Genomic DNA, 25,189 nt, shown 5'->3' on the forward strand with positions numbered 1-25,189 from the left:
TATATATTTTAGTATTATTAACGCGTGGGGGCATTTTATTTATCTAAATAGTTATGACTTTTTAAAGGCTTCGACCATTTTCGTAGTAGCATAACCAATCCTTATCGGGCACCATTCGTCCCCCCGTCGCCCAAACGATATGAGTAGAATTATTCATTTTGTTAGACAAATTATGATCTTCTAGATACTCCGATTTTTGGGTTGCTCTGCAGTAACCATAGAATCCAGCAGCCGCAGACGGTTCGAGTTTTACTTTTTGAGTATCCCAAGCCATAGCCAAATATTGATAAAGCCGCAGATCATCAACAGTAACAACACCATCAATAAGTGGGCGCATGGTACGACAGACTAACCCTGAAGGCCGACTCACGGCCAACCCATCAGCGGCGGTAAGACCATCAAGTCCAAAATCCTGAGCACTGACATGTTCATCAAGACCGGTCGCTATACCCAGCAAAACCGCCGGTGCATGTGTAGGCTCCACAAAAATACAGTGCACAGCATCTCCAAAAAAGAGTTTCAAGCCGAACGTAACGCCACCGGGACCGCCACCCACACCGCAAGGTAGGTATACAAAAAGCGGATGCTCGGAATCAACCTGAACGCCCTGAGCATCAAGTTGTTTTTTAAGACGTCGGGCTGCCACCGCATAGCCCAGAAACAGATCTGCCGAATCTTCATCATCAACAAAGTAGCATTTCGGATCCTGTGCGGCTTGTTCTCGTCCTTCAATCACCGCATGCCCATAATCCGCCACATGTTCTACAACCGCCACCCCTTTGGTTCGCAGCAGATCTTTCTTCCATTGACGGGCATCTGCGGACATATGCACCGTGACCTTGAAACCTAAACTAGCACCCATAATTCCGATACTCATTCCGAGATTACCGGTAGAGCCGACAACAATAGAGTAATCACTAAAAAAAGCCTGCAACTCTTTTGAAGCAAATTTTTCGTAATTATCCTCATGAGTTAGCAGATCATTTTCCATCGCTAAATGTTCGGCATACTTCAAGACTTCATATATACCCCCCCGAGCTTTAATGGAACCAGAGATCGGCAGCTCGCTATCGAGCTTTAACATCAATCGACCCACAGACTGATAGCCTAAAGCACGCTCAATCTCTGACTGTATCAGGGAAGCATCGATCAAGGGGGACTCGATTATTCCTCCATCAATCTCAGTTTCCGGAAAAGCCTTCGCAATATATAAGGAAAATCTTTCCAGCCTTTCGGCTGCATCAATCTCTTGCTCTCGATTGAACTCAATTAAATCCCTAGCTTTTTCAAATGGAATCTTATCTTTATTAATCCAAAAGCTTTCCTTACCAGCAATAATATCAGCTTCACTGATGAAAAATTTAGCACCCTTCAAGCAGTCAATATTTTTAAAATCCACTAACAAGCTCCAAAAATATATATTTTAAAGATCTACGTATAAGAAATGTTTATATTCATTCTATGAATGCATAAAAGCAGATACAAACGTATTGTTTTCGCACGACGCATTAGTGTGATTCATGCATAGTACCCTCGATATACGGGACAAGTTAGGGTTATGACTAAAAAGCCTACGGGGCTCACATCGGAGGTCTGCGGGCAAAAAGCGACAGCAAAAGCCCAAGAGGCGGATTTCTGCTTAGGACATCTGTACTCATCTTGGGAGCGCGAGCTGAATGAGAACCTCAATGAGCTACTGCACCAATACATCCCGAAAGGTATGGATCTGCGGACAATTACTAATGAGGATGTTCACAAAGCTGAGAAACGGTTAAATCTGAGGTCTCGCAAGTGCCTCGGGTTTAGGCAGCCTGGAATCATGATTCCAGAAACATCTTCAGGGTGCATAGGCGAGTACCGCTCTTCGGAGTTGAATTCGAGGACCACTACAATAGCCACCTACAGCGTGTTTCAGCCCAGCTGCCCTCAGCAGCGCCGCTTTCAGCGAGCAGCAGACTCAGCCGCCGGTCATGTTCATGAATCGCAAAATTTGTGGCTCGTCATCGAGCCGAAATTCGTGTCGCTCGGGTTTCAGCGCCATCGCCTGGATGATGTACTGCTGCAGATCCTCGGGCGCACGCGCAGGATCACGCAGCACTTGTCGCAAGTCGACACTGTGTTCATGCCCCAGGCAGAGCAGCAAACGCCCTTCGGCGGTGACACGCACCCGATTGCAGTCGCCACAAAAGTTGCGGCTGTGTGGCGAAATGAAGCCGATGCGGCTGTCGCTGTCGGCCATGCGGAAGTAACGCGAAGGCCCGCCGGTCCGTTCGGTAGAGGGCAACAGCGGAAAACACGACGCAATGCGCGCGCGCAACTGCTCACTGGAGCAGAACTGCTCGGCACGGTCGTGCTCGCTGATCTGGCCCAGCGGCATCTCCTCGATAAAACTGATATCCAGCCCCCGCTCACGGGCGAACTCGACCAGCGCCAGCACCTCGGCCTGAGAGAAGGGATCGCGATGGGCCAGCGCATACAACTGCTCCTTGTCGGGCTCAGGCCAGTAAAGCGCAGCCGCCTGATCACCGATCTTCACCGCCACGCCGGAGCCCGGCACCAGATCATCACGACCACAGAGGTCCTGCCAGTTCACGTTGCTGCTCATCACGCTTCCTCCTCGACCAGTTCACGGGCCGGAATCAACTGCCCACGCTCAACCACTTGCACAATGCGCGCCCGGCCCGGCTCATCGGAATTAACAAAGCTGCGGAAACGCTTGCGCTTGTTCGGATCTTCCACCGCCTCTTTCCATTCGCAGCGATAGCTGTCGACCACATGCTGCATGCGGGCTTCCAGTTCCGCCGCCATGCCCAGGCTGTCATCAATCACCACCTGACGCAGGTAGTTCAGGCCGCCATCCAGGTTTTCCATCCACACCGAAGTGCGCTGCAGGCGATCGGCGGTGTAGATGTAGAACATCAGGATACGGTCGATGTAGCGCACTAGGGTTTCGTCATCGAGGTCGGTGGCGAACAGATCGGCATGGCGGGGCTTCATGCCGCCGTTACCGCAGACGTAGAGGTTCCAGCCGTTCTCGGTGGCGATGACGCCGATATCCTTGCTTTGCGCCTCGGCACATTCACGGGTACACCCGGAGACGGCCATCTTCACCTTGTGCGGTGTGCGCAGGCCCTTGTAGCGGTTCTCGATATCGATCGCCATGCCGACACTGTCCTTCACACCAAAGCGACACCAGGTACTGCCGACACAGGACTTCACCGTGCGCAGCGACTTGCCGTAGGCGTGCCCGGTCTCGAAGCCGGCCGGGTATGCTTTGAGCGTGAAGACGTTCGTTAAGTGCCTTCTGCTGCTGGTCCAGTTCAACCCACCGGCGCAGATCATCAAGATGCTGATCGTCCAAATTGGCTGTTGCGAGTTCCGTTCCTTGATGCTTCATTGAGCAACCTCCCTGTTATCGTTTGTTATGGTGCCGGAGGCTTCAGGCTTCTGAGTCTGGTTCTGAATCCTGCGACCCCTCGCTCGAATCGAATGGCCTCAAGGCCGCTTCCAGCTCTTCCGGCGACAATACGAAGCGGGCCTCGTCTGGATACTGAATGTCCTGAGGTGAGGTTTTCCTCGACCCATTTTTTCTGTACCAGTCGATTGTTTCCCGATCCGCGTCGAAGTGCGCCATTGGCCTTCCCTTCCTGATGATGAACATAAGCTGGGAGTACTTCTGACAGCACGACATGCCACCGGCAACCAGGCCCAGGTTTTGAGAAGTAGATGCGGGATGGTTCAGCAAGCAAGTTGCAAATGGCAACCGAGCGGCAACCAGAACGGCTATAAAGCCCAGAAACGAAAAAATCGCCAGAAGGCGATTCACGTAACTCTTTGATCTAAATGGTCGGGACGGCAGGATTTGAACCTGCTTTTAGGGTATTTAAGGGTATTACTGGGTGGTCTGTCAACGAAAGAATCAGCCTTTCAGGCCACCCGACACCCTGTAACACCCTGAGCAATACCACCCGCAGCCCCCAAAACCGCCCCCTTCTCGCCGGCTGTATTTGCCATCAGCAGACCGCAAGGTACTCGTCACACACAGGCATACCTGCGGAGCAAATGGCGATCAGCCGCTGTCTGTGATCTGATTCTGATTCAATAAGCAGGTTTCCAGTTGAGTCAACAGAAACGTAGAGGGTTCCGGTAGGGGTGTAAATGACTTCTTTTAAGCGCTGCTCCATGCAGATCCTCCAACGCTACATTCCTTTGAAAAGCTGTAATGAACCTTACAAGATTTTTTGCATGGGCGTTTTAGTCAGGCTAAAACTGTCGCAATTTGATCATATACAATAGTCTAATTGCGTACCCAGCCGGCAAAATATGCATCAAGAGATTGCTCAACGACTCAGGGATGCGATGGGAGCTGAAGGAGTTAGCGTGACAGAAATGGCCGTTATCATGGGCGTTTCGACAGGACGTGTCAGCCAAATCCGAAGCGGAGCCCCCATGAGCCAATCCCAAATCATTCAAGCCTGTCTGACCCTAAAAGCCTCACCAACTTGGTTATTACTCGGGATTGGCCCACCAAAACTTGCTTCACTACCGGAACTGGTGGATGAATAGATACGCAGACACCTTTCTATTCACGCGGCGCAAGTGCAGGCAGCCTCATCGAATGCCCCATGTAACTCTCTACCTCTGCGACTGTGTTACCAGCTGCCGCAGCTGAAGTGGAAGCCTTTTCCATAAAATGTTGTGTCATGGCTGCTTGGTTGCACAGCTGCCATAGCAGTGAGAATGGAATATGCGCCAACTCCTCTGATTTCCAGCTGGAGCCTGACTCCATGGCGATCATCTGCTGGAAAAATTCAATGCCGCGCTCAGCCTGCATGTCATCAACAACACCGAGCTCACTGACCCCAAGGTAGCTCTGCGCAAGCCTGTCCACATCTACGGGACGTCCTCTGCGGCGCACCAGGTCGCGGTAAACGCCCATCACACTAGCCAAGCGGATGACAGGGCCAGATGCGGGCGGCAGTTTATCCGCGCCAGCAGCAATCCTCTCACGCAGCTGCAGCTGATCGGCCATCCAGTTGAAGGCGTTGATGTACTGCTCTTTAACTTGTGCTGCCTTTTTGCCGGTAAACCCCATGACCAAGAACATGAAGCCGTCTTTGGTCATTTCCCACATCGGTAGTTTTCGCCCTGTAGCATCCTGATATTCACTCAGCGCAAAATTACGCTCAGTAAATTCTGACGAGCAATCGAGAGAATCCAGCTTTCTCAGAACATCTTTATGCTGTTTACCAAACGCCTCGGCCACCTTCAGTGAAGTGGTGCGTAGCTGATCATCGTGAATGAGGATAATGTTTTTCGGGTTCAGGCCGGTTGCCTGAGAGGTGAGTTGAGCAGCCATGACGGCCTCCTTTGTAATTTCTCTGAAAGTACCCCTATTCCGTAGGGGTGCCGGGAGGTTCAGAACGGCTACAAAGAAACCGCGGAGTTATTTCCCCGAAGGGTATTGTATTCCTCGCCCTCCCGACTTAACGGGGTTGCGCACAGAGTCCAGGCGGATTTTGGGCGCAAAAAAACCAACGCTGACGGGGTTGGGCTGGTCCGCTTTATAAGAGGTTCTGACGCCTCGTACCGCGAAAGATAGCCGTGGTGGAACATGGTGTCAACATTTGGTATAACCAAATCAATACAGATACTGTCGCTGATTAGAAATAGACCCGACATTCAAAGGAGTGAATTTCATGAAGAGGCTTTTCGCCGCTGCGCTGATCTCTTTCGTAGGATCCCTACCTGTTGTCGCTGCAGATAGTCCAAGCCCTACCTCTCCTATCGTAATGGAATTGATAGAGACTATCCCCGAGCTGGAATCTTGGCGTCAATCGAATGAGCGGTTATGGGCTCTTGCTGTTGCTGAAGATGTCCGTCTTCGGAGCACACCTCTTTATCAAGATCTCTCTGTTCGTGACCGACTACTCATTGTTGTCAATCGGGTGAAAAAGCAGGATCGTCTTACAGTCGAAGAGTTTCCCTTGTACAGACTGATAATGGAGCAAGGAGCTACACAGACAGCACCGCTGCCCGGCAAGGCTGCGCATGAATGGATCAAGTCATTAAATCCACAGGAAAAAGCGGCGTACCTTTTAACAGTGCAAGAAGGTAGCGATAAAGAGAGAGCAGCCTTGGCAGAAGAAGCACGAATAGCCATTGCTGTGAAGCTTATTTCCACACCGATATTTGAGTAGACACTTTATTCATGAACCAAAGAGGGCAACGGAATGCCAAAACTCACACTCAGTCGCCGGGCCGGCTAAACAATCATCATTGATCACGATATTCGCGTCACGCCCACTGAACAGAGAGGCTGCAATATCCATGTGACTATCGAAGCTCCGAAAGACGTGGATATTATCCGGGAAGAGTTGGGGAACGTCTGGCCTATCGAGGGAGAGTCAGAAGTGTAGGCACAAAAAACCCGCTCAATGAGCGGGTTCTTCAGGTCATTACCAGTTACACACTGGCAATAACGGCCAAGCGCTCTCGATGGAAATCCATCTGACCCCAAAGCCATTTTTCCTGTGCAGCCAGTTCTTTCTCATTGTGGATCCGCGTGACTTTACCGTTAATGGCATCACCAACAGCCGCCATCAAACCTTCTGTATCAATGGCAATGTCTAGCAATCGCTCCCACATACGCTTACCGTTGCGGGTTTGTTCGCAGTCGCTGACGACAATGTTGTACTCATGTACCAGCTTGCGGAAGAAAACGGCTTCCACAACATCACGAGTCGCCACGCTGTCGGCTTTCCGGTTCTGGCGCCAGATCATCGCCTGCTTGACTGGCTTATCGCTGATTCCGTCCAAATGGTAGTTGGTCTTTTCAATACGATTGAACAGAGCAACACGCTTGGTTTCATGGTTTAGCACAAAAATTTCGAGCTCTTTCTCTTCGTTGCGATGCTCGATCATACGCAGCTCATACCCTTCGGGTAGATCGATGCCCAAAGAGGCGCCCAGCTCAACGCTTTCCTGTTGCATTAGACGTGCGTACTCCTCCTGGTTCTGATCAGGATCAGACAGGTGGGCAAAGAGCTCGTGCTCTTTCTCGTCTCTCAGCAGCAGCGGCATATCAGTAGCCTTAAACGCAAGCATATCAACCTCCCAGACTCACACCCAGGATCACTTAATGTGGCCAAATGGCACAAAGGGCCAACCCTTTTCAACCATTATACGAGCTATTATACACTTTGTGTACTTGGTGGTTGTGCATTCACCCTTTAGCATGAGGGCTATTAGCCAAACACCTATTATCTGCTAGCATTCTTTGAGCGCTTGTACATCGTGGTTACTTCTCGTCGCAGCGCCAGCCAACGCCTCTCCCTCAAACTTTACATGACCACATACAGGCAATACGTGCGAAAGCCGCCAATGTGCGCCGTTAACCGCCGCACACTGGCTTTCCATGCTACTCCACAAACCTCCCGTTCTCAGTCAGGTACCGAAGCTTCCTGTCCACCACGATCCCTTGTATCTGGTCACGGCTATGACTCCTGCGGGAGCGCATAGAGCGCATCAGATGGCCACGGGTGATCCGGATCGGTGGGTTATGCTTATTGAAGCGAACAATCTCCCGGCGAACCTCGGCCAGAAACTCGGGATCATTCTGCCGATACGCCAACGCAAATCGATTCATCAGCAAGCGACGCCGGTCCTTAAGGCGCTGCTCGGCATTCTTGATCGCGTTATTGGCCTCATACCGCTCCTGCAGCTCCGCCGGTGTCATACCCAGCATCTGGGACACAACCTTGTCCCAGTCCATGCTTTCCACCAGTGTGTCTCCGCGCAGGTTATTCACACCCTCATTGTGATAACGAATCGCCTTAAGCCCATCCTTCAGGAACTTCGGCACCGTTGACTCAATGGCGCGCCAGTGGTGGCCCTCGCTCCACAGCTGAGATGCAGTGCCGGCACCCAGCGCAATACCTCCCATTGGCCCCAGCAGCTGCTCAAACCAATACTGCACCTTGTCCCGCCCTTCCAGTTCACGGTTCGATTCGCGCAGCCACAGGTTGTTCAATGACACACGGCCAGAGATACCGTAACCGGTCAGCGCCTGCACAGGGCCGTGCGCGATTGCATGCCCCACCTCTTTGCCAAAGGTGTCTGCCAAGAAGTTGCGGAACTCGGTGTCGAATTCCCATGGGTCATCCTCATCATCAAAAATGGCATTGAGCACACCACCCAGCACGCTCCACAACGGCAAACCCATCGCGCCAGCGAACATGAAGTGCATACCCAGAATGCCGGCCAGCTGACGCCGTGCCAGCTGCTTCACCTCGGGCGATTCACCCTTCAGAGAGTTGTACGCATCACGCGCCAGCCGGTAAGTCATGTTCAATGAGAACTGGCGGAACATCAGGATTACCTTGGCAACATCGCCTTGCATGAACCGGGCCTTGTTGCCGCTGGAATAGTCGAAGTGACTATCCCAAACAAACTCATGAGCAAAGTCGACAGCAGCACGGTGCGTCCGGCCTTTTGCTCGCGCCAGGTCATATGCCGCCATGTAGGTCACTTCACGGTTCAAGCGCTCGGCGTTGTGGAAAGACCAGCTGATCACCGACATGACCTTGTGGCGAACCGGATTGTAGGTTGCTCCCTCCTGGCTTACGGCTGCCAAATCGTGCGCCAGCGTTTTATCAATCACGCCTGTCCGTACAGCCTCTCGATAAGCCTTCAGGCGGTCACCGGTCAGTACCGATTCAACACCGCCTTTACCTGCAACGAATTCCCGACTCGCATTCATCAGGGCATCTGCTGATTCTTTCCAGCCGTAACGGGCGGCCAGCATAGGGAATGCCACCATGGGGGTCTGTGTTACGTTCACCAGCGCAGCGGCCGGGGAAACACCCAGATACCAGGTAAAGCCAATGGAGCTTGCCATGTTGGCCCACGCGGCCCCTTTCGGATTCATGGCCCACTCATGGCGCTTCAGCATCTCGTTATACAGGTCGGTCGCTTTCACCTTATCTCGACCGATTTGCTTGGCTGCCTGGGCTGTACGCTCAAGACGCCCGAATTCAGCTTTTGTCTTGGTTGGCTCCTTCCGGTATTTAAGCGCCAGCTGGGCAACCGCTTTTTGGTGTAGATCGTCCTTATCCGGATCACCCTTCGCGTTGTTGATACGACGCTGCGCATCACCCAGCATTGACCGGATGGACCCTTCCGCCAGCTTGCTGTAACCCTGCGCCTCGTCATGCAAAGCCAGGTCAGCAGCCACCTGCTCAGGGTCTGCCTCCAGCCCTTCGCGCATTTCCCGCAGCTGCTCATCCAGCAAATCAGAATACTCAAGACGCGCCAGCTGATAGGACCCATGGAACATGGAGTCAGCATAGGCACGCAGTGCGTCCTTCGCGTAGCCCGCTGTCTTTTTGCGGTGGATAAAGTGCTTTCGCAAGCTCAAATCAGGCAGCGTCTGCAAATACATCTGGTAGATATCATCACGCAGGGCATCAACCTTCGGCCAGTCACCCAGCCGTTCATCGAGCATGCCGTCAAGCTGGCCAATAAACTTGGCCGACACTCCATCAAGCTGCTTCAGGTCATCCAGCTTGGCGCCGTGGCGCACCCGATAGCCTTGGCGGTTCATCTTATCGATGTACTCCGCCTGCTGCTTGGCCTCTTCGAACATCTCAAAAACACGCTCATCGCCACGGGTAGCGGACACCCAGTAACGACCGAAACGCGCCAGCGGGAAATAGGGCTCTTGCACTTGCACCGATTCAAACTTGGCACGCAGTGCATCCAGCAGTGCCTTGGCCTGTTCCCCATCTTCCAGCGTGCGACCAATACGGCGCTCCAGCGCTTCCATAGTCATGCGTTGGCGATCCTTGTATGCATCGCGCACTTCACGGTAGAGTGCCTGCGCTTCCGGGCTCAGAGAGTTGAAACGTCGTTCTAGCCCAGCGCGTGCTTTGGCCCGGTTGCGCTCCTGCGCCAGCGTTGTTTCAGCGTCCTCGATCTCTTGGCGCAAGTGCGCATCGCTGCGAATGCCAGACTTGCCACCACCAGCACCATCCTTGCTACGCTCCTTGATCAGCCGTGTGTTCTTCTGACGCAGCGCTTCTACATCCTCTGGCGTGGTCAATACGGTGTACTTCCGGGACGGGTCAACTCCAGCAATAGTGGTATCGTGCATCAGCTCGGCCAGCTCCTGCGCTTCCTTTCGGTTGCGCAAGTTGAAAGCCGTCCATTTTTCAGCCAGCTCAGATCCAACGCTCAGCAACTCATTACGGCGTGCATCCATCAGGCCGGCCGTCTTCACATACCGCTTAATCTGCGGCAATGTATTGCCAGCCAAGTCAGCCAAATGGCGGCGAGTCAACGCACCCAGCCATGCTGGGCGAAGGTCTGCGGTCCAGTTCTTTTTGAAGGCACTCTTCACGGTATTAGTCAGCGTACTGCCGTAGTGCTGCACCTCTTCCAACACCTTGCCTTCAGGGTGGGCACTGAACAGAGTCGATGAGCTGTTATCATCGGGGGCATCCTTCTCTTGCGAGAAGAGCACCTTGTTATTCTTGCCACCGTTGGTTATATTTTCATCATAGCTGTCCGATAGGGCAGGCTGCTCCTGGGAGGGTTGGGCAGAGTCTTCACCCTTAAGGTCAGGTGTCATGTAAAGCAGCCTGCCCGCCGATATCGCCTCAAGCACCTGCTTTTCTCGTTTCCGATAGGCTGAAATCATCACTTCCTGGCCATCTTTCTGGACCGTTGCTGCTACCAGCTCAATGAAGCGCCCCCTCGCTGTATCCTCAAAAGATTTGATAAACAGATAACTCTCGTCACGCTCTGCATGCTCGTGCGGTTTATGCTCTGCAACCACCAGCAACGGCCTTTCAAGAGTTGGGGCAACCATTGCAGCTTCTTTATGGCGGCCACGCTGCAGCAATTTTTCAACCTGATTCTGCCCGAGTTTTACGGTACCTATTGGCGTTTCAAAAAACCCATGCTCAAGTTGCTCACGTACACCAGGGTGGCTGATGTCTGCACTGGGCACAGGCTCAGCCTTATCCCTCATAGCAGCCAGAATGGCGGCGCTGTCAGGCTTGGCAAGCTCTTCTGTGCTCTGCGCAAAAGCAATTGGCATCATGCCTGCGCCAGTGCTGGAAGAGTCTACGCTGTAATGACCGGGTTTTCGCCCCGTTTTCAGGTAGCGAACAGCATCAACCAGCATTTCATTCAACTCGGTCATACCGAACTGAAAATCTGCGCCCAGCTTACGCAAAAAGCGGCGGACAGCGGCCAACACCTTGGTTAGAATCGGGTGCTTCACACCGGTTTCAGCCATCTTGGCAACAATCTCGGCCGACTCAATATAGGGGTCTTTCTCTCCCTTTACCTGCTCGGCCAATTTGCGAATCGTGGGATTGGTCTGCTTCAGGTACTGGATGCGGTTCATTGCGTGGTCGAAATCATCACCCAGCATCCGCATCACAGCAAAGTGCCCCACCGCCTCATGTGCCAGAATCTGACGAGCATGGTGTGGCGTGCGCAGATTATCGGCCACCAGCCAGATAGAACCGTCTTCGTAATCGTTCACGCCGCTCACGTTCTGAGCCTTCCTCATCCGGATCTGGCTCTGAATATGCTGCGGCAGATCGGTAATCGACTGCACCACATCAACTATCGGGCCTTTAGGCCAGCTCAGTACCTGCTTGGCAATGGCTTTCTGTACTTGATCAACGGTTTGACGCTTGGTCGGCTGACGCGCTTCTTGGCGGAACAGTACAATGTTCCCGGCGTCATCGGCACGTGTTTCAATCGTATTGAAAAGCTTGTCGAACGCATCTGACACTGGTCCCTGCTCGTCGGGCTTCAGGTACGGGTAGCGTCCCGGATCACGCTTGAAGCGCTCAAAACTGGTGACATTCGCCAGGAAGTCGTTGCGGTAATTCTGTTCGGCAAGCTTTGCAATAATATGGGTTTCGAACGACCGCGCTGATCGCTCAATGATCTGTGACCAATAACCATCAACCTTGCCCTTGTCGATAACTTCGGCGCGGGTTTTCATTGGTGACTCATCGAGTGTCGCCACAAGCTCAGCAAACGCACGCTCTACTTCAGGGCGGATGCCTTGCGGATGGTTCGGATCTTCTATCCACTGTGACTCTTCAAAGCCCATGCCGCGCTCTTTGCGACGGTTATATTCAGCTTTGGTAATCAGGTAGGGCTCACGACCACCCTTTATGCTGGGCTTGTACGCCATCATTGGCTCAGGGTGGTAGGTAACAAAGCTACCTTTTCGGTACTCGGCTTGGTTGCCATTAAACCCCGTACCGCCACGCTTGCTGCTGAAATAGTTATCGAGCGCGTGAAACCATTCATGCGCCAGCGATCCCGCACCTTTGGTTTTAGTCAGGTTAATCACAGCGTTACCCGGCTCGTAGTGCGCTGCTGCGCCGCCGCGTCCACGCGAGCCAAAACCAATACCAAGCCGCCCTTCCAGGCTCAGCGCTTTAGGCGGCAGGTTCAGCACCTTTGCCAAGTCCATGAAGGCGTCATAGGCAACATTCAGCAACCCCTGCCGCTCTTGGCCGGACTTACCCTGCTTCACCCAATTACCAAACTCAACCCCACGGAAACCGAAGGCCTCAATAAATTCATCCGGGGTAATATCCTTGCCGCCACGATAGTCCTGACCACTGCGCTCACGGTTCTTATCGCCCCGCATATCCGCCTTGGTGACGTTATCGCGTCGTTTCACCGCCTCCCATGCTTCCACTAGGTCGGCGTTGTTGTTGCGTAGATAATCGCGTGCTTCCGGCAAAGTATCGAAGGTTTTGAGTGCTCGGTACTCAGAGTCACCCGTCTTGTTGATCGAATACACGCCTGAGCGACTGTCACGGCGAATTTCGAACTTCATTTCCGGCTTGGCAATATCATGCTTGCTCAACTTCTGCTGTACGTCGGCAATGATTTCTGCCACATCACCCCTGCCATAGAAGGCTTCATAACGACCATCAATGGTTACACCTATCCACTTACCAGGCACCATCTTGTCGCCATCGTTGTAGCGGCCGGACGCCTTTTCGACTCGGCCAATACGATCCCACTGGCTGCGATCAATGCTAGCCAGAAGTTCTACACGGTCAGCAAAGGGCTTAAGGGTAACGCTGTCACCGGATCTAATTTTTTCAAGGATTCGACCAGAACCTATCTCATCAACCAAACGCAGAACATCGCGGGCATGTTTCACTTGCTCAACCCAGCGCTTGATTTTGTAGCCGGCGCGAGGCTTGTTTGGTATTTCGCTGCGGGCTACATAGTAGATTGCGGCACTAACCGGATCTTCGATCCTTTTAATCTCATCCTTTGGCCAAAGCTTCGACATGGTAGTGGCGGCGATCTGCTTGTCATCCATGCTTTCCAAACGTTCGCGCGCAGTACGCAGTTCATCCTTGCGAGCCCCGCCCAGCTTTTCACCGGCATCTTCGACAGCGGCTGGCGGCTCGGAACGCTCGGTATTACTGTCTGCTTGGTCATCAGCGGACTGGGCCTGTAGCGACTCTTCAAGCACCTGCTGAGTATCCAGATTACTTACAGGCTGCACCTCTTCATCTTGCGAAACGGGTTTGCTTTTAACGCTTGATTGGAGACCAGCCGCCTCACCATCTACCCGATCATCGCCAGCCCGGCCATCAGTATCAGCGCCAGCGGCATCTGCAGACTCAGCATCAATAGCGGGTTCGACTCCCTCAATCTGAGCTTTATCCTGTCCACGTGCCTGACCACCCTCATTTCCTGCCCGGCGATAGCCATATCCGTCACCTACCGGGACAATTTCATACTCATCAACAGCCCCTTCAACCTTATCGTCACGTACCTTGGAGCGCAGAGACGCCATTGCGGCCTTCTCTGACTTGAATGGCGCACCGCTGGCCGACACCTGTACATCCGCTTTTTGCTGTCGGCTTTCTTGCTTGTCTGCTTGCCTGTTCGTCTGAGTCACAGGCGTTGCAGGCATCTCTTTGCTGTCGGCTATTTCAACAGCCTGACTTACAGAAGGGGGCTCGCCCACCGATGGAACCGCCGTGTTATCAGCCACATTGAACAACCGGCTCAATTGCGCAGCTACATCAGCCTGCCGCTTCTTCGGCACCATCCAGCCCTGCTCCTTGCGGCGCCAGATCGCGTTCAGACCATTCTTGCCCAGCTTTTCCTTGTGCTCTTTCGGAATACCTTTGATGATCACCGCACGCTCGGTCAGCGGCTCAATGGTAGCGGTTACATCTGGGTATTGCGGGCCAGACGTATTACTTTCAGCCTGTTCTGCAGCAGCGTCAGCCTCGGCCTTGCTGTCGGCTTTTTCGGTCTGCAGCGCCAGTGGCTGAGTAGTATCACCCTCTTTCAGCCACCGCTTGAAGTCAGCCTCTGTCATCTCAGAGGTTTGACCCAATCCCTGCCAGCCATCCTCATAGCTGGCCCTGTACCCGGCTTCGGCCTCCTCTAGGGAGTCAAAGCCAACCATCACCTTATGCTCGTCAAACTTGCCGGTCTTCGGATCTATCTGATCGACCACAAACACCCGGTCAGACTGGGGGTTGTCGCCAATGAATACATCAATGTCCTCACCATCAGCCCCTTTATGGCCTTTGATATCACCGTAATGGTGCGCCATGCTGGTTTCCCAGCGGTTACCGTCGGCATCTTCGCCGGATCGTGTCGAGCCCTTCGGGTTTTCAATGGCAATACTCAGGCCAGCGATATTTACACGGCCCTTCTTGTAGTTGTCCGCGTCGATCTGTGCCTGGGTGGGTTCTGTATTGGTTTCAGCGGCTGCAAGCTCCACTTGCTTGGGCGTCGGCTTTACCCCCTCGCGCATGAATTTTGGTGGTTCTGTGCGCAAGGCCGCCGCAGCAGCACGCTCTTCTTCGCGGCGCTTCGCATCAGCATCCGCCTCGGCAATCATCTCCCTCATCCGCCCATCCAGCCGTTCGCTTTCGCGAGACTTGCGCAGCCAGTCGGCATTGCCATGCATGTTGCCGGTTTCTGTATCCATCAGAACCGTCTCGCCATCCACTTCTTCCCAGCGGTAGCGAGTGCCGTTATAGGGCTCTGGCTCAGGTGCCGGCGGCGCATCACTGACGCGACCCTCCGTGTCCACATTACCGGCGGGGTCCACGGTCATGACTGGCTCAGGTGGCACAGGTGGTTTGCCTACTTCACCTTCAAGCCTCAGGGGCCCACCTGCCTTATCAAACCCATCCAGCACTGGTTTAAATGTTTTCTCTACTTCATTCAGGCCCTCTTCTAATACCGCTTGCTGTCTATCACCCTCCGCTTTCAAACCCGATACTGTGCCAGCGGCACCCCCGTAACCACCGCCGGCTACAGCACCTGCCACCCCCTGATCCAGCGCTTCGGAGAACGACATGGCAGCATCAGTACCAAACCGCTCACCGACATACTCGATCATCCCTTCCTGAACAAATTCGGTCAGGGCTTCTTTCGACGCAGCCTTTCCGCCAGCCTGCGACACTCTTTTGGCTACGTGCTGAAAGCCTGCTTTCAGCATCTCAGCGCCCAATTGCTCTTTGCCAGCATCAGTAATGCCTTTTGCACCAATTCTTTCCAAAAGCGCAGAACCAACCGCAAACGGCGCAGCTTCAAGTACATCCTCAAACTCAGCAGTTTGCTTACCCTTGTTCTCAGCACGTGCCTGGCCAATCTCGCCTGACCTTGCAACGATATAAGCCGGCAAACTGAATACAGCTGCTGCCATGTCTGGGATCGACTTAATGCCTTGCTCCGTGGCGTACATCGCAACTTCAGCCCATGCACTTCCGGCAAAGGGGCCGTTATTGCCAAACTCGCTTTTCACTTTTTCCCAAGTGTGATTTGGCACATACCCTGCATCAGTTTTTTCCCATGCATCGGCAGCAATATCCAACGCCCCCCTTATACCAGCCTTTTCCATTTTTACGCGGTACTCTTCCGGCCCATCGTATTTGAGGACGAAGTCATCACTCAAGCTCAGCCCCCCTAGAGGCAACAGCTCATCACCCTTATTTGCAACAGTATCCGCTGCCCTAAAAAGCCCACCCAAAAGCTGGCCTCCTCGTTCAAGCGCCCCGCGAGCCATGTTGTATTCCGGTGCAGCGGAGGCACTGCCTAACGCGTCCTTAGCGCCAAGGCTACGCTGCAGGTCCTCTCCGCTCCTGTCCAGAAGGTCTCTGGTGCTATGTTTATGCAAGCCTTGCGAAGGTGCTATATCGGGCTGAGTCATTTGATAAAAACGGTTACGCACCTGCTCTTCTGGAATCCCGCTTTCAAGCGCCCCTGGTAGAACGTGGTCTTTGAAATACGTATCTCGAACAATTCCTTTTTGCTCATCGGTGAAGCCTTGAAATCTTTCACTTGCAGCCAGATCAGGCCACTGAAGAACTGTCATAACATCACCTTCCAAAACCGAATTTATTTAGATAGAGGTCTACAGCGGGTGCTGTTTGCTGTGGGTTTGGCTGCCCTTGCTGTGAGTTGTTTTGCTGAACGTTCGACACCCACTCCACGGCACCAAATTCATTGTTTGGATCAACCGGCTTGAACGAACCAACCACATCACCGGAGGCAATATCAACAAGCACCCTAGACCCCGAATCCGGATCAGAAATCAGCTTATGCGTACCATAGGCCACACCTCGCGCCACACTATCCGGCACACCAAGCTCCAGCATCTCTTGATACTCACGCTGTTTGGTTGTGGCCTTGCCGCCACCAGGCGTGCCGCCAAGATCACGAACTTGGCCATCGGACTTGTTGTATATGGCGTCATCATTCAGGCGCGCCCATTCGCTTGTCCCAGCCGGCAACCAACCATGTAGCTTGCCGTACTGCTTCACTCGGCCGCGAAACTCTTCTGTATTGGTGATTTGAGCCATCTGCTGGTACCCAGCCAGTTGTTCGGCAATATCCCCCAGTGACACCTGCATTACATCCAGGCCTTTGCTGTCACGGCCAACCGTCATCGGCGCACGGTAAGGCTTGCCGTTCTCTGGCTCCACCTGCAGATCGAACACTAGCGTCCCCGGCTCGAAGCCGGGCAATACCGCCGCTATTCTCTTCTTGCCGCCTTCGCCCTTGTTGATTTGAGTGGCATACAGGGTATTGAAAGCCTCCAAGGCTTCGGGGTTGTTTGCGAACTTCAGTACCGAGTCATCGTTGTTCAGGTCGCCTTTGTTTGCGGCATCCGTCAGGTACTGAATAGACTGGCCCACAGCAGGGTTCGCCAGGTGCAGGGGCGACAAGTGCTGATAGCTTTGGTTCTCGAAAACTCCCATCTCATCGTCACCAACATCACCACCAATAGCCAGACGCTGGTAGATACTCCCTATCCGCTCAAGATCCCGCTTACGCTGCTGCTCTTCCTTTTGCATTCGTAACGCTTCTGCTGAACGCTGCCCTTGTGCTTCCTGCAGCCCCAGCATGCGTCCGCGATAATCGGCATTCTCAGCATCCAGTTTTGTCTGCCGTTCCTCCTGCCGGTCCAGGCGGGTCGTTCTGTCTTCGAACTGGTCCATCCGCAGCCCAAATTCTTGTTTGCGGTACTGGCGGTTCTCATCGTCCAGTGTCTGCTGTCGTTGCTTCTGTTCTTCCTTGTCGTAATACCGGTCCACAAACGAAAAGCCCCGCATGAACCCATCGGCCAGGCCGCGTGTATCCAATCCCGCCATTAGAACAACTCCCCTGCAATAAAGCCGATAGCCGCACCAATAGCAGCACCCCACGGACCACCCACTGAGCCAGCTTGAGCACCCGCTGCCCACCCGACAGCCGCGCCGGTACCGGCCATGCCCATCTGCTGAGATTTCTGCGCTTGCTCCATCTGCTCTTCAGCGATTTTGTTTCGCTCCTGATCCTGAGATAGATCGCGGAAGGCATTAATTGCCTGCCCTTCCATATGGTCCTTCAGACCGAGTAATCCATAGCTCATATCAACCACCTCACATCTGGTTCAGCACTTTATCTGGGATCTGATTCAAGCCGGCGTTGCCTGCCAAAACTGACTGCTGAAGATCGATTGCTCCTGCGCGGGCATCATTTGCTGACTGCACGGCAGTCGCTGCACCAGACAGCGCAAATTTACGGTCCTGTGCTGCCTGTTCATCAGGCGCCAGCTGTAGGCCATAGCTGGCTTGATTCATTTTCAGGCTGTTCTGAGCGTTGCTGTTGATCTGGTTCGCAGATGCATAAGCTTGGTCGCTGGCCCGTGTGGCCAACTGATCATCGGTCGCGATTTCCGTCAGCCGGTCGACATATGGTGAAAATCGAGCCTTCCAGTCCTCCCACTGCGCCCGTGAGAGCTGACCAAGAAGCTTGGATGCACCTTGATCACCCCGGAACGCTTGCCCGGGATCAACGCGAGCCAGACCCGAGAACTCGGGGCCTACATCGCTTTGCCCAGTCACAGATGGATAATTGATCCCATTTAGTCCAAGCATGATCGATCACCTCACGAATAGCGCTGGTTCATATCCAGGCCGAAGTTATTGCCACCGCCGAAGCCAGAACCCAGCGGCTGATCGGCAATGCCGCCCAGCTGGTCTGCAGACTTCATCGCGGGCTGATTCATGTAGTAACGCGTACCTGCGCCAGCCAGCGTGCCAACCGTATTCAGGTTCGATGCCCGGCGATTGAACGCGCCATATGCGTCTGCACGAGCCTGCTGTGCTGAAAGTGAAGACATATCAGTGAGACCCGCCAGCGCTCGCGTATCCTGACCACTCCCGATTGCCAGCACATTCTGCAGGCCTGCCACTTTCTGATTGTCCTGCTCAGCCATCGCTCTGGCCGCTACTTCGCCTCCAGCGCTCGCAGCTTCAGCTGTTGAATCCATCATCATTCCTTTGAATTTGCCGGATGACGGATCAATCCCTGCCGCTTGAGCCTGATTGCCCAACTGCTCCGCCCCTCGACCTATTGCCGCCTGAGTCCCTTGGTTGGCTCGCCCCATGATGTAGGCCTTACGGCCTGGGCTATCCATCTGCTCGACCTGCTGCATATATTCATTCTGCAGTGGTGCCAGCTTATCCTGTGCAAAATTCCACTTTTCGGCTGCTACCTGGGCCAGATACTTCTGCTCAGGAGTATCCTCGATATTGTTATCACCGCCGCCGCCACTCATAGGCTTACCCTCTCAAGTCGTTTATGTAGTCGCTCAAGGAATCTTCATGGAAGTGCCGCCGGATCTGCGCTGATACACTTTGCATCCAGTCATAACCACCGATCAGGTACGCGCACTGGATTACTACAGCCGTCAGCTGGTCGCGCAGCACAAAAGCCAAATGCATTCCATGCTCGTCACCCGCTCGCTCCATGCCCGTGGCATCCGTCCAGTCCTGTAAAGCAGACGCCATCAGTGGCCGCAGGTAAGGCTCATGCTGCCGGTAAAAGGGGTTCGCCGGCAGTTCGATCAACGCCATCCAGAAGGCACCGGTAATGGCGGCATCCGATACCGGCTTATCTCTGTCGATCAGATCATCCAGTACCTGCGATATACGGAATAGCTGCTCGCAAAAACATACTGCCGGCGAACAGTCCTGAAGGACGCTATTCAGAAACTCACGCTCATCAGACCTGGGCATGGCTAACTCCAAACACAAAAAACCCGGACGCGTGCCGGGTCATTGGATATTTAGACTACAGCGTTGGCTGTAGAAATTAAGGGGGGGTCGCTGCCTAAGCTGTATCTTTTCCAGCCCACGCGGCTGCCATTATTCCTTCATCATGGGAATCAACAGCGTCAGCAAACTGCAGAAACTCGCTGGCTGAGAATGTAACGAATCCGTTGTCAGCTGTGCGCCAGATGAAGGGCTCTATTGATTCGCCCAGTAACTGACGCTTTATCAGCTTCAATGCACGCCGTGCAATTCTGAGCTGGCTGCGTTCATCAACCTGAAACCGGTACCCATTCCAGTCAATGCCATCCTTAAGCTGAGCATCGCGTGCGTCGTTGAATCGTTCTTTCTTGTCCGGTGATTTATGGCTGATAATCATACTCAAAAACCTTTTCAAGATACTGCGGGCCAGCGTCAACAAAAATTTGGTAAGTACCAGGCGCGTCAAAAACAAACTCAGGTTGTTCATGACAGCGATACTCATGCCCTTCAATGTAAACAGTGCACGGGAGCGGAAGGCTGTTAAGCTGATAATCTTTCCGTCCTGCCAGGCGACCACCATCCCAATACTCTGAATCCGTATCAGGAACACGGTCGATATCGACAATTTCTACCACTGGGGGCTGCAAATAATTGCGCAACAGTTTCTCATCCACATTTTGCAAATACCCAAGGATACGCCCACCGGTACCAATCAAACCCTTCATCGCTTCAGCCCTATAACGGTAAGGGTCCGCTCTTGGACATATGCCCCATTGGTTGGGGCATATATCCATACTGAGTATTCCTGTGTGATGTTGCCAGGGCTCTCGTCTATCCAAGACATGAACAGAGTTCCCCAGCCTATAGAAGACTGCCCGTATTGCGACGTTGAGTAAGTCTTACTCTGAACAACAGTGTTACCCCGTCTAACCTCAAGGGTGAAATGCGCGGGGTTATAACGTGCAGGCTCACCATTGTCCATGAAGTCAGCAGGCCTAAACCAACCGAGAAAGTTAATAAATGCTCGCCCGTTTTCACTATTTACGTAGAGCGACGCAAGCCTATAAGCCGTTCCAACACGAACGAAATTACTAAACCCAAGCTGGCCAGGGCTGGCAGGGTTTCCTACGTACACTTTATTAAGATAATATGCCCCGCTTGGTATTGTTACAGCTTGGCCTTTTATTTTTAACGTGCTCACAGACAAGTCTTTTATGTGGCCCTCACCCACAATATCAAGAGAATTTGCTTTTAGGCTCGAAGCCTCTATATCACCCCTTGCATAAATATCCCTGAAATACGCGATTCCGTTTCGATAGATCGCCCATCCCTTGGTGGCAGAATAGTTGTCCGATTGTATGATATTGGCAAGTTTTGCAGATCCAATTTGTGCGTCACCTATCTTTGCAGACTGAATTGACCCGTCCGCGATCTTGGCGCTATTAATAGCAGCGTCGCCAATCTGGGCTGTGCCGATGGTGCCGTTTCTAATGTACGCGCCATCCATGACGGTTTTTCCATTAAACACACCGAAGACAAGCTGTTGTGATGCAGATGGGTGAAAAATGCCAAACTGATCTGCGTTGATAATAAATCGACTGGTGTTACTGCCTGCCTTATTCGGTTCAGACGACAGGCCATACCCAGCCACTCGGCCATTGGCGTCAATCTTGACCGTGTAACTGGCCGACAGCCCGTCGATTTTCTTCTTTTGTTCGATTATGGTTTCGTCTGTTTCGGTCAGCCGCGTAGTAAGGTCTTCGTGAAGCTGGCTTTCCGTCAGGCGCCCTTCCAGCAATTTTAAGACATACTCCGGGTCCATCGCAGGTGCAGCAGAAACCCCATTGGTGTCGTGAGGCGGCCCCTCAACGCCCTGTTCTGAGACAAATACCACCCAGTAAAAGTATGTGCGAGCCTCCCCGGTTTCATCATCTATTTCGCTGCCGTGAAGGTTGTCGACATACATCGTCCCAGCGGCTGTGCCGATAACCGCCGCGTTTGCGAAGTTATCCTCACCCGCTCGATATATTCTCGCGTAGCCATGATTGCTGTAACGAGGCGAATCCCATGTAATGAATATCGTCCCGAGCCCCGGCGTAGCCACCACTCCGCTTGGTTTTGGTGGCGTCGACATGTCAGGCTTACCATCGATGCCCGGCAGAATATTACCAGCGTCACCGGGGCGCATCCCCGGCTTGATCCGCGCAATGCCTGATCCGAGCAAGTCCCTGAGCGTTACCTTACGGTCCAGCGGGTCGCCACGGACACCCTCCCCAATTTCAACTAGCTCCTTGATCGCCTGCTGGAACTGGAGCTGTTGCCTGTCTTGGCTATTCGGGACGTTGGGAAGCCCTCTTTTCATCAAACCAGTTCCTCCGGTGACTGAGCGATCTGCACGCTGAATACTTCGGCGGTACCTTCCAGTTCAATCTGCCATTCTCGGACACGGTTATAACCGGCCGGCAACCTGAACATGCTGCCGTTTGGTACGGTGTATTCAAACGCAGTTTGACCGTCGCCAATCAGTCGCAGCATGGTCGGTCCATCGGCAATGACTTTGCCGCAAGTGAAGCCAGTGCGACCGGTCTGTACCTCAAAGATGCCGGATCGCCACAGGTAAGCAGCCTGAGCACCTTTGTCCCACTCCTTTAGCGTTGACCCAAGCGACACGCACAGGGTGTCTGTGTGGCGATCATAGTAGCCACCATGAGCGTATTCGCTGCAGAAGGTAACGCCCCGTTCCGGTGAGAATACAAAGCTGCCAGGCGTGCCGTTATCGTAGAACGCCACATAACTGGCACCGACACGATAGGCATGGATGGTTGCCGGATTCAGTGCCTGCCATTCCTTCTCTGAAAATACCTTGCTGGTGATCAGCTGGGCGCCAGAGCTGGACACAGCTACCAACCCGTCCGGGCTGGCATAAATGGCAAACTCACCCATGTCCACCATTGAGCGCTTACTGACGCAGGCCCGGTTATCGTCAATGCGTACCGCCGACATGGCGGACGGGCTAGAGCCGGTCACAATCACCGGCGCCCCTTTGGTAGTGACCAGCAGGCCTGCCGTTGTCTCAGCAACGGCAACGATGTCATCCTGTAATGACAGGCGGTACCCAATCGGCCACGCATGTGGCCTACCGGCTTCACTGAAGGTCAGAACATTATCGTAGAAGCCGTACAGTGCCCCGCCAGGTGAATACCCTATGCCGGACATGTTTTCAGCAGGCGGGTCCCAGTCGATAGACGGGCATGCGATACCGAGCTCGGCGCTCAATATGTTATCGATATAACTTGTTGAGCCGTAAGGCACATCAGCAACATACTGAAACGATCCAGACTCGGCGCGATATATCCGGATTGTTCGTATGTCCGTTGCTGCGGTTAACCCACCGGGAATAGTGACCAGCACACCGCCAACACTTCCTTCATCATCCGCATCCCATCGCACAACAGGATTGCTTGGTGGGCTGGGCGGTCCTTCTTCGTCGTACGCCGTAACAAAAGTGAACACATAAACAGCCGTTACAGCCGTAATCGGCTCTTCCCCTCTGTCAGAATCCGGTGTGGCGGCCGGGGGGGATTCAGGCGCAGGCACACCCAACCTTAGTCCAGATCTTGGATATGGCATGCTGCCTGCTGTGGCCGTGCTGATCGACGCCATCATGGGATGCGCATACCCGCCACCGCACCAATAAATCCGTTCCCATGCATCATCGATAATCGGTGACCGCACAACATCCACCTCGTCAGCAAAGGCGAGCCACTGGCCGTTTGCATACTTGTAGACAGTCTTCGGGTTTGTTCGGCCTGTTGTAATACCTGAATCACGCAAGCCTTTCATCGCCTGCAAAGATTGGAGTGACGTATCGGCATTGCGTGCATACTGAGCAAAGCCAGGCTGGATTCGTCTCGGTGTAATACCCGGTAGTGCAGAGTTAAATGCACTAATTTGAATGGCGGCCATCTCGCAATGCCTTAAAGTGAGAATTCGGGGTTATCGAGAATTTTCCGCGCTCGCTCAATAGTTATGATCCCTTGAGCAACAACATAAGCAACACCCTTATTCAGGTCAGGATCATCTTGTGCAACAACCGGCGTAGCAGCAAGATCGTCAATAAAAACCTTAATCATAATATTGGTTTCAGCTGCTTGATAAAGCGCGATTTTTTCATTAGGAGTAAACCGCATCCGAAAGTCTTTTAGTGGCCATCGAACACTTTCAGATTCATATGCTAAATTAGGATCAGGGTATTCAGACACTGTAAACCATTTCCTTCCATCCCATACGTGGAACCCGTCACCTTGTGGAGGCGGCACGTTAACAAAATTTCGCGGGACTGGGTCACGGAACATAAATTCACGGGCCTCACCGGTGAATACTTTATTACCGTCTAGCCCATACCAAATACCCATAACTACACCTCTTCTACTCGAATCAATGGCCGCGCCAGCTGTGAATTACCAAGAGATAGCGCGGGCAAATCTGGCAGCTGGAGCACACCAGCGATAACTATGTTGTTACTAAAAACACGGTATCCCGGGGACCCGCTGAAACCAACTACCGCGTAATCCCCGTCTGGGTGTATATCGCATGAATACGATGAAACACCTCCGCTGGAATGCAAAAGGGTTAACGAGGAGGCGTCATAAATGCGGTACGTATCCCCGTACTGGGTGGTGGCGATTAAAAAACTGCCGTCTGCCGTATACGCAATTGATCTTATGGAGTTAGTGCCAATAGTGTTAACAGAAGGTAGAAGCGTCCACGCAGAAGCGTCTAGCTGGTACAAGTAAGGGTATGAGGTGGTAGCAACTGACACAACCGACCCATCCGGGGTAAACGCAACATCCGTCGGTGTACCACCAATGGTAAAGCTGCTACCAAAACTGACGGCAGAGAAATCAGCCGAGTTATATACAAAAATACGTGGGGCAGACGATGATACCGTAGCAATCTTACTACCATCCGGCGACTCGGAAAAAGATATAACGGAGTGTCCGGTAATATTAGATCCCGCAACCTCAGCCCAAGTAGCGGTGTCGAATGCCCTGAAATATGGCGATGACGAATAGGCGATATATACACGCGAACCGTCATTGCTAAATCGTATCTTATTGCCCTTAACCTGATGGCCAAACTCATTTGTTAGGCGAACAACCTGACTCCAATCTGCGGTGCTTATGATATCGGTATAGGCCGACGTGCAATACGCCATGAGGCTGGAATCCGGACTAAACGCGATACCATAAACAGCAGAAGTAGGGACTATGCCATGATCAACAGTAGACCAATCGTTAACACGACGGATAGCCAAGCGCCCATAGTTATTATGGCCACACGCTAAATACATACCATCAGGACTGAAAACAGTCGCCCGGTGGTAATCACTAGCTCCCCAAACACCATTAACGGCCTCAGTGAACGGGAGCTGTGCAAGCCCTTCCTGCCCAGCATCCGAGAAAACACGAGCCAGCGCGGGGTACGCATCGGCATTAATAAGCGAACCATCCGCCGGAAGCGTGCCAGGTAAAACACCCGAGATACCTGCAATGATATCCCCTACCTTCGCCGTCATA

At 53.1% G+C, this 25,189-nt stretch carries 20 protein-coding genes and 1 pseudogene; 3 read left to right on the forward strand and 18 right to left on the reverse strand.

The window, feature by feature from the left end; translation table 11 throughout:
* Positions 1-61: 61 nt before the first annotated feature.
* The 4 genes and pseudogenes from BLV48_RS00090 to BLV48_RS00110 form a co-directional block, all read right to left on the reverse strand.
* A complete protein-coding gene (locus tag BLV48_RS00090; protein WP_175527521.1) occupies positions 62-1,399 on the reverse strand; it encodes a D-serine ammonia-lyase in 1,338 nt (445 codons plus the stop codon).
* 558 nt (positions 1,400-1,957) lie between these two features.
* Positions 1,958-2,605 (reverse strand): nitrite reductase (NAD(P)H) small subunit, encoded by a 648-nt coding sequence (locus BLV48_RS00100; RefSeq protein ID WP_091821159.1) that lies wholly within the window; start codon positions 2,603-2,605, stop codon positions 1,958-1,960.
* Positions 2,605-3,264, reverse strand: a pseudogene (locus BLV48_RS00105) (nitrite reductase (NAD(P)H)); the annotation flags it as partial. The gene BLV48_RS00100 and the pseudogene BLV48_RS00105, both read right to left, overlap by 1 nt.
* A gap of 175 nt (positions 3,265-3,439) precedes the next feature.
* On the reverse strand, positions 3,440-3,826 hold the full coding sequence (locus BLV48_RS00110; protein ID WP_091821163.1) for a hypothetical protein: 387 nt from the start codon (positions 3,824-3,826) through the stop codon (positions 3,440-3,442).
* Positions 3,827-4,380: 554 nt separating this feature from the next.
* Between BLV48_RS00110 and BLV48_RS18700 the strand changes: the two genes are divergently transcribed.
* Positions 4,381-4,566 carry a hypothetical protein gene (locus tag BLV48_RS18700; protein WP_139253854.1) on the forward strand — a complete coding sequence of 62 codons (186 nt, stop codon included), beginning with the start codon at positions 4,381-4,383 and terminating at the stop codon, positions 4,564-4,566.
* 16 nt (positions 4,567-4,582) lie between these two features.
* On the opposite strand, the gene BLV48_RS00115 is transcribed toward BLV48_RS18700, so the two are convergent.
* Positions 4,583-5,359, reverse strand: coding sequence for a Rha family transcriptional regulator (locus BLV48_RS00115; RefSeq protein WP_091821166.1), 777 nt, complete (start codon positions 5,357-5,359; stop codon positions 4,583-4,585).
* Between the two features lie 340 nt (positions 5,360-5,699).
* Between BLV48_RS00115 and BLV48_RS00120 the strand changes: the two genes are divergently transcribed.
* Both BLV48_RS00120 and BLV48_RS19565 read left to right on the forward strand, forming a co-directional pair.
* Positions 5,700-6,200: a hypothetical protein gene (locus BLV48_RS00120; RefSeq protein ID WP_091821169.1), complete on the forward strand. Its 501-nt coding sequence runs from the start codon at positions 5,700-5,702 to the stop codon at positions 6,198-6,200.
* Between the two features lie 78 nt (positions 6,201-6,278).
* Positions 6,279-6,419 (forward strand): carbon storage regulator, encoded by a 141-nt coding sequence (locus tag BLV48_RS19565; RefSeq protein WP_422730684.1) that lies wholly within the window; start codon positions 6,279-6,281, stop codon positions 6,417-6,419.
* A gap of 46 nt (positions 6,420-6,465) precedes the next feature.
* Here the strand turns inward: BLV48_RS19565 and BLV48_RS00130 are convergent, their stop codons facing one another.
* The 13 genes from BLV48_RS00130 to BLV48_RS00185 all read right to left on the reverse strand — a co-directional run bounded on the left by BLV48_RS00130 (position 6,466) and on the right by BLV48_RS00185 (position 25,188).
* The gene (locus BLV48_RS00130; RefSeq protein ID WP_091821175.1) at positions 6,466-7,107 is read right to left on the reverse strand and encodes a hypothetical protein; all 642 of its coding nucleotides are present in this window, start codon (positions 7,105-7,107) and stop codon (positions 6,466-6,468) included.
* A 313-nt stretch (positions 7,108-7,420) separates the two neighbouring features.
* Positions 7,421-16,405 carry a PLxRFG domain-containing protein gene (locus BLV48_RS00135; RefSeq protein WP_091821178.1) on the reverse strand — a complete coding sequence of 2,995 codons (8,985 nt, stop codon included), beginning with the start codon at positions 16,403-16,405 and terminating at the stop codon, positions 7,421-7,423.
* A 4-nt stretch (positions 16,406-16,409) separates the two neighbouring features.
* On the reverse strand, positions 16,410-17,684 hold the full coding sequence (locus BLV48_RS00140; protein ID WP_091821181.1) for a hypothetical protein: 1,275 nt from the start codon (positions 17,682-17,684) through the stop codon (positions 16,410-16,412).
* The gene (locus BLV48_RS00145) at positions 17,684-17,944 is read right to left on the reverse strand and encodes a bacteriocin (RefSeq protein WP_139253855.1); all 261 of its coding nucleotides are present in this window, start codon (positions 17,942-17,944) and stop codon (positions 17,684-17,686) included. The genes BLV48_RS00140 and BLV48_RS00145 overlap by 1 nt, the downstream gene beginning before the upstream one ends.
* Before the next feature lie 10 nt (positions 17,945-17,954).
* Complete coding sequence (locus BLV48_RS00150) at positions 17,955-18,452, reverse strand: hypothetical protein (protein WP_175527522.1); 498 nt, start codon at positions 18,450-18,452, stop codon at positions 17,955-17,957.
* Between the two features lie 11 nt (positions 18,453-18,463).
* Positions 18,464-19,135, reverse strand: a complete 672-nt coding sequence (locus BLV48_RS00155) for a hypothetical protein (protein ID WP_091821187.1) — start codon at positions 19,133-19,135, stop codon at positions 18,464-18,466.
* A gap of 4 nt (positions 19,136-19,139) precedes the next feature.
* On the reverse strand, positions 19,140-19,595 hold the full coding sequence (locus BLV48_RS00160) for a hypothetical protein (RefSeq protein ID WP_091821191.1): 456 nt from the start codon (positions 19,593-19,595) through the stop codon (positions 19,140-19,142).
* Between the two features lie 94 nt (positions 19,596-19,689).
* Positions 19,690-20,007 (reverse strand): DUF4376 domain-containing protein, encoded by a 318-nt coding sequence (locus BLV48_RS18905; protein ID WP_175527523.1) that lies wholly within the window; start codon positions 20,005-20,007, stop codon positions 19,690-19,692.
* The gene (locus tag BLV48_RS18910) at positions 19,991-20,335 is read right to left on the reverse strand and encodes a hypothetical protein (RefSeq protein ID WP_175527524.1); all 345 of its coding nucleotides are present in this window, start codon (positions 20,333-20,335) and stop codon (positions 19,991-19,993) included. The genes BLV48_RS18905 and BLV48_RS18910 overlap by 17 nt, the downstream gene beginning before the upstream one ends.
* Entirely contained in the window at positions 20,332-21,972 is a 1,641-nt protein-coding gene (locus BLV48_RS00170; RefSeq protein WP_091821197.1) for a phage tail tip fiber protein, read from the reverse strand. Before BLV48_RS00170 ends, BLV48_RS18910 begins: the two co-directional genes overlap by 4 nt.
* Positions 21,972-23,576 carry a hypothetical protein gene (locus BLV48_RS00175; RefSeq protein WP_091821201.1) on the reverse strand — a complete coding sequence of 535 codons (1,605 nt, stop codon included), beginning with the start codon at positions 23,574-23,576 and terminating at the stop codon, positions 21,972-21,974. Before BLV48_RS00175 ends, BLV48_RS00170 begins: the two co-directional genes overlap by 1 nt.
* 11 nt (positions 23,577-23,587) lie before the next feature.
* A complete protein-coding gene (locus tag BLV48_RS00180) occupies positions 23,588-24,025 on the reverse strand; it encodes a hypothetical protein (RefSeq protein ID WP_091821204.1) in 438 nt (145 codons plus the stop codon).
* Positions 24,026-24,027: 2 nt separating this feature from the next.
* Complete coding sequence (locus BLV48_RS00185; RefSeq protein ID WP_091821207.1) at positions 24,028-25,188, reverse strand: WD40 repeat domain-containing protein; 1,161 nt, start codon at positions 25,186-25,188, stop codon at positions 24,028-24,030.
* Position 25,189 lies beyond the last annotated feature (1 nt).

The organism is Marinobacterium iners DSM 11526 (assembly GCF_900107855.1).
GTDB classification, from domain to species: domain Bacteria; phylum Pseudomonadota; class Gammaproteobacteria; order Pseudomonadales; family Balneatricaceae; genus Marinobacterium; species Marinobacterium iners.

What these genes read in the sequence shown, in the direction of transcription:
- BLV48_RS18910 (WP_175527524.1), bottom strand. Translation starts at nt 20,335, where the DNA reads ATGAAGGGTTTGATTGGTACCGGTGGGCGTATCCTTGGGTATTTGCAA.
- BLV48_RS00145 (WP_139253855.1), bottom strand. Translation starts at nt 17,944, where the DNA reads ATGAGCTATGGATTACTCGGTCTGAAGGACCATATGGAAGGGCAGGCA.
- BLV48_RS00120 (WP_091821169.1), top strand. Translation starts at nt 5,700, where the DNA reads ATGAAGAGGCTTTTCGCCGCTGCGCTGATCTCTTTCGTAGGATCCCTA.
- BLV48_RS00130 (WP_091821175.1), bottom strand. Translation starts at nt 7,107, where the DNA reads ATGCTTGCGTTTAAGGCTACTGATATGCCGCTGCTGCTGAGAGACGAG.
- BLV48_RS00155 (WP_091821187.1), bottom strand. Translation starts at nt 19,135, where the DNA reads ATGAGTGGCGGCGGCGGTGATAACAATATCGAGGATACTCCTGAGCAG.
- BLV48_RS00150 (WP_175527522.1), bottom strand. Translation starts at nt 18,452, where the DNA reads ATGCTTGGACTAAATGGGATCAATTATCCATCTGTGACTGGGCAAAGC.
- BLV48_RS00160 (WP_091821191.1), bottom strand. Translation starts at nt 19,595, where the DNA reads ATGCCCAGGTCTGATGAGCGTGAGTTTCTGAATAGCGTCCTTCAGGAC.
- BLV48_RS00175 (WP_091821201.1), bottom strand. Translation starts at nt 23,576, where the DNA reads ATGGCCGCCATTCAAATTAGTGCATTTAACTCTGCACTACCGGGTATT.
- BLV48_RS18905 (WP_175527523.1), bottom strand. Translation starts at nt 20,007, where the DNA reads ATGATTATCAGCCATAAATCACCGGACAAGAAAGAACGATTCAACGAC.
- BLV48_RS00185 (WP_091821207.1), bottom strand. Translation starts at nt 25,188, where the DNA reads ATGACGGCGAAGGTAGGGGATATCATTGCAGGTATCTCGGGTGTTTTA.
- BLV48_RS00135 (WP_091821178.1), bottom strand. Translation starts at nt 16,405, where the DNA reads ATGACAGTTCTTCAGTGGCCTGATCTGGCTGCAAGTGAAAGATTTCAA.
- BLV48_RS00140 (WP_091821181.1), bottom strand. Translation starts at nt 17,684, where the DNA reads ATGGCGGGATTGGATACACGCGGCCTGGCCGATGGGTTCATGCGGGGC.
- BLV48_RS00180 (WP_091821204.1), bottom strand. Translation starts at nt 24,025, where the DNA reads ATGGGTATTTGGTATGGGCTAGACGGTAATAAAGTATTCACCGGTGAG.
- BLV48_RS00170 (WP_091821197.1), bottom strand. Translation starts at nt 21,972, where the DNA reads ATGAAAAGAGGGCTTCCCAACGTCCCGAATAGCCAAGACAGGCAACAG.
- BLV48_RS00100 (WP_091821159.1), bottom strand. Translation starts at nt 2,605, where the DNA reads ATGAGCAGCAACGTGAACTGGCAGGACCTCTGTGGTCGTGATGATCTG.
- BLV48_RS00115 (WP_091821166.1), bottom strand. Translation starts at nt 5,359, where the DNA reads ATGGCTGCTCAACTCACCTCTCAGGCAACCGGCCTGAACCCGAAAAAC.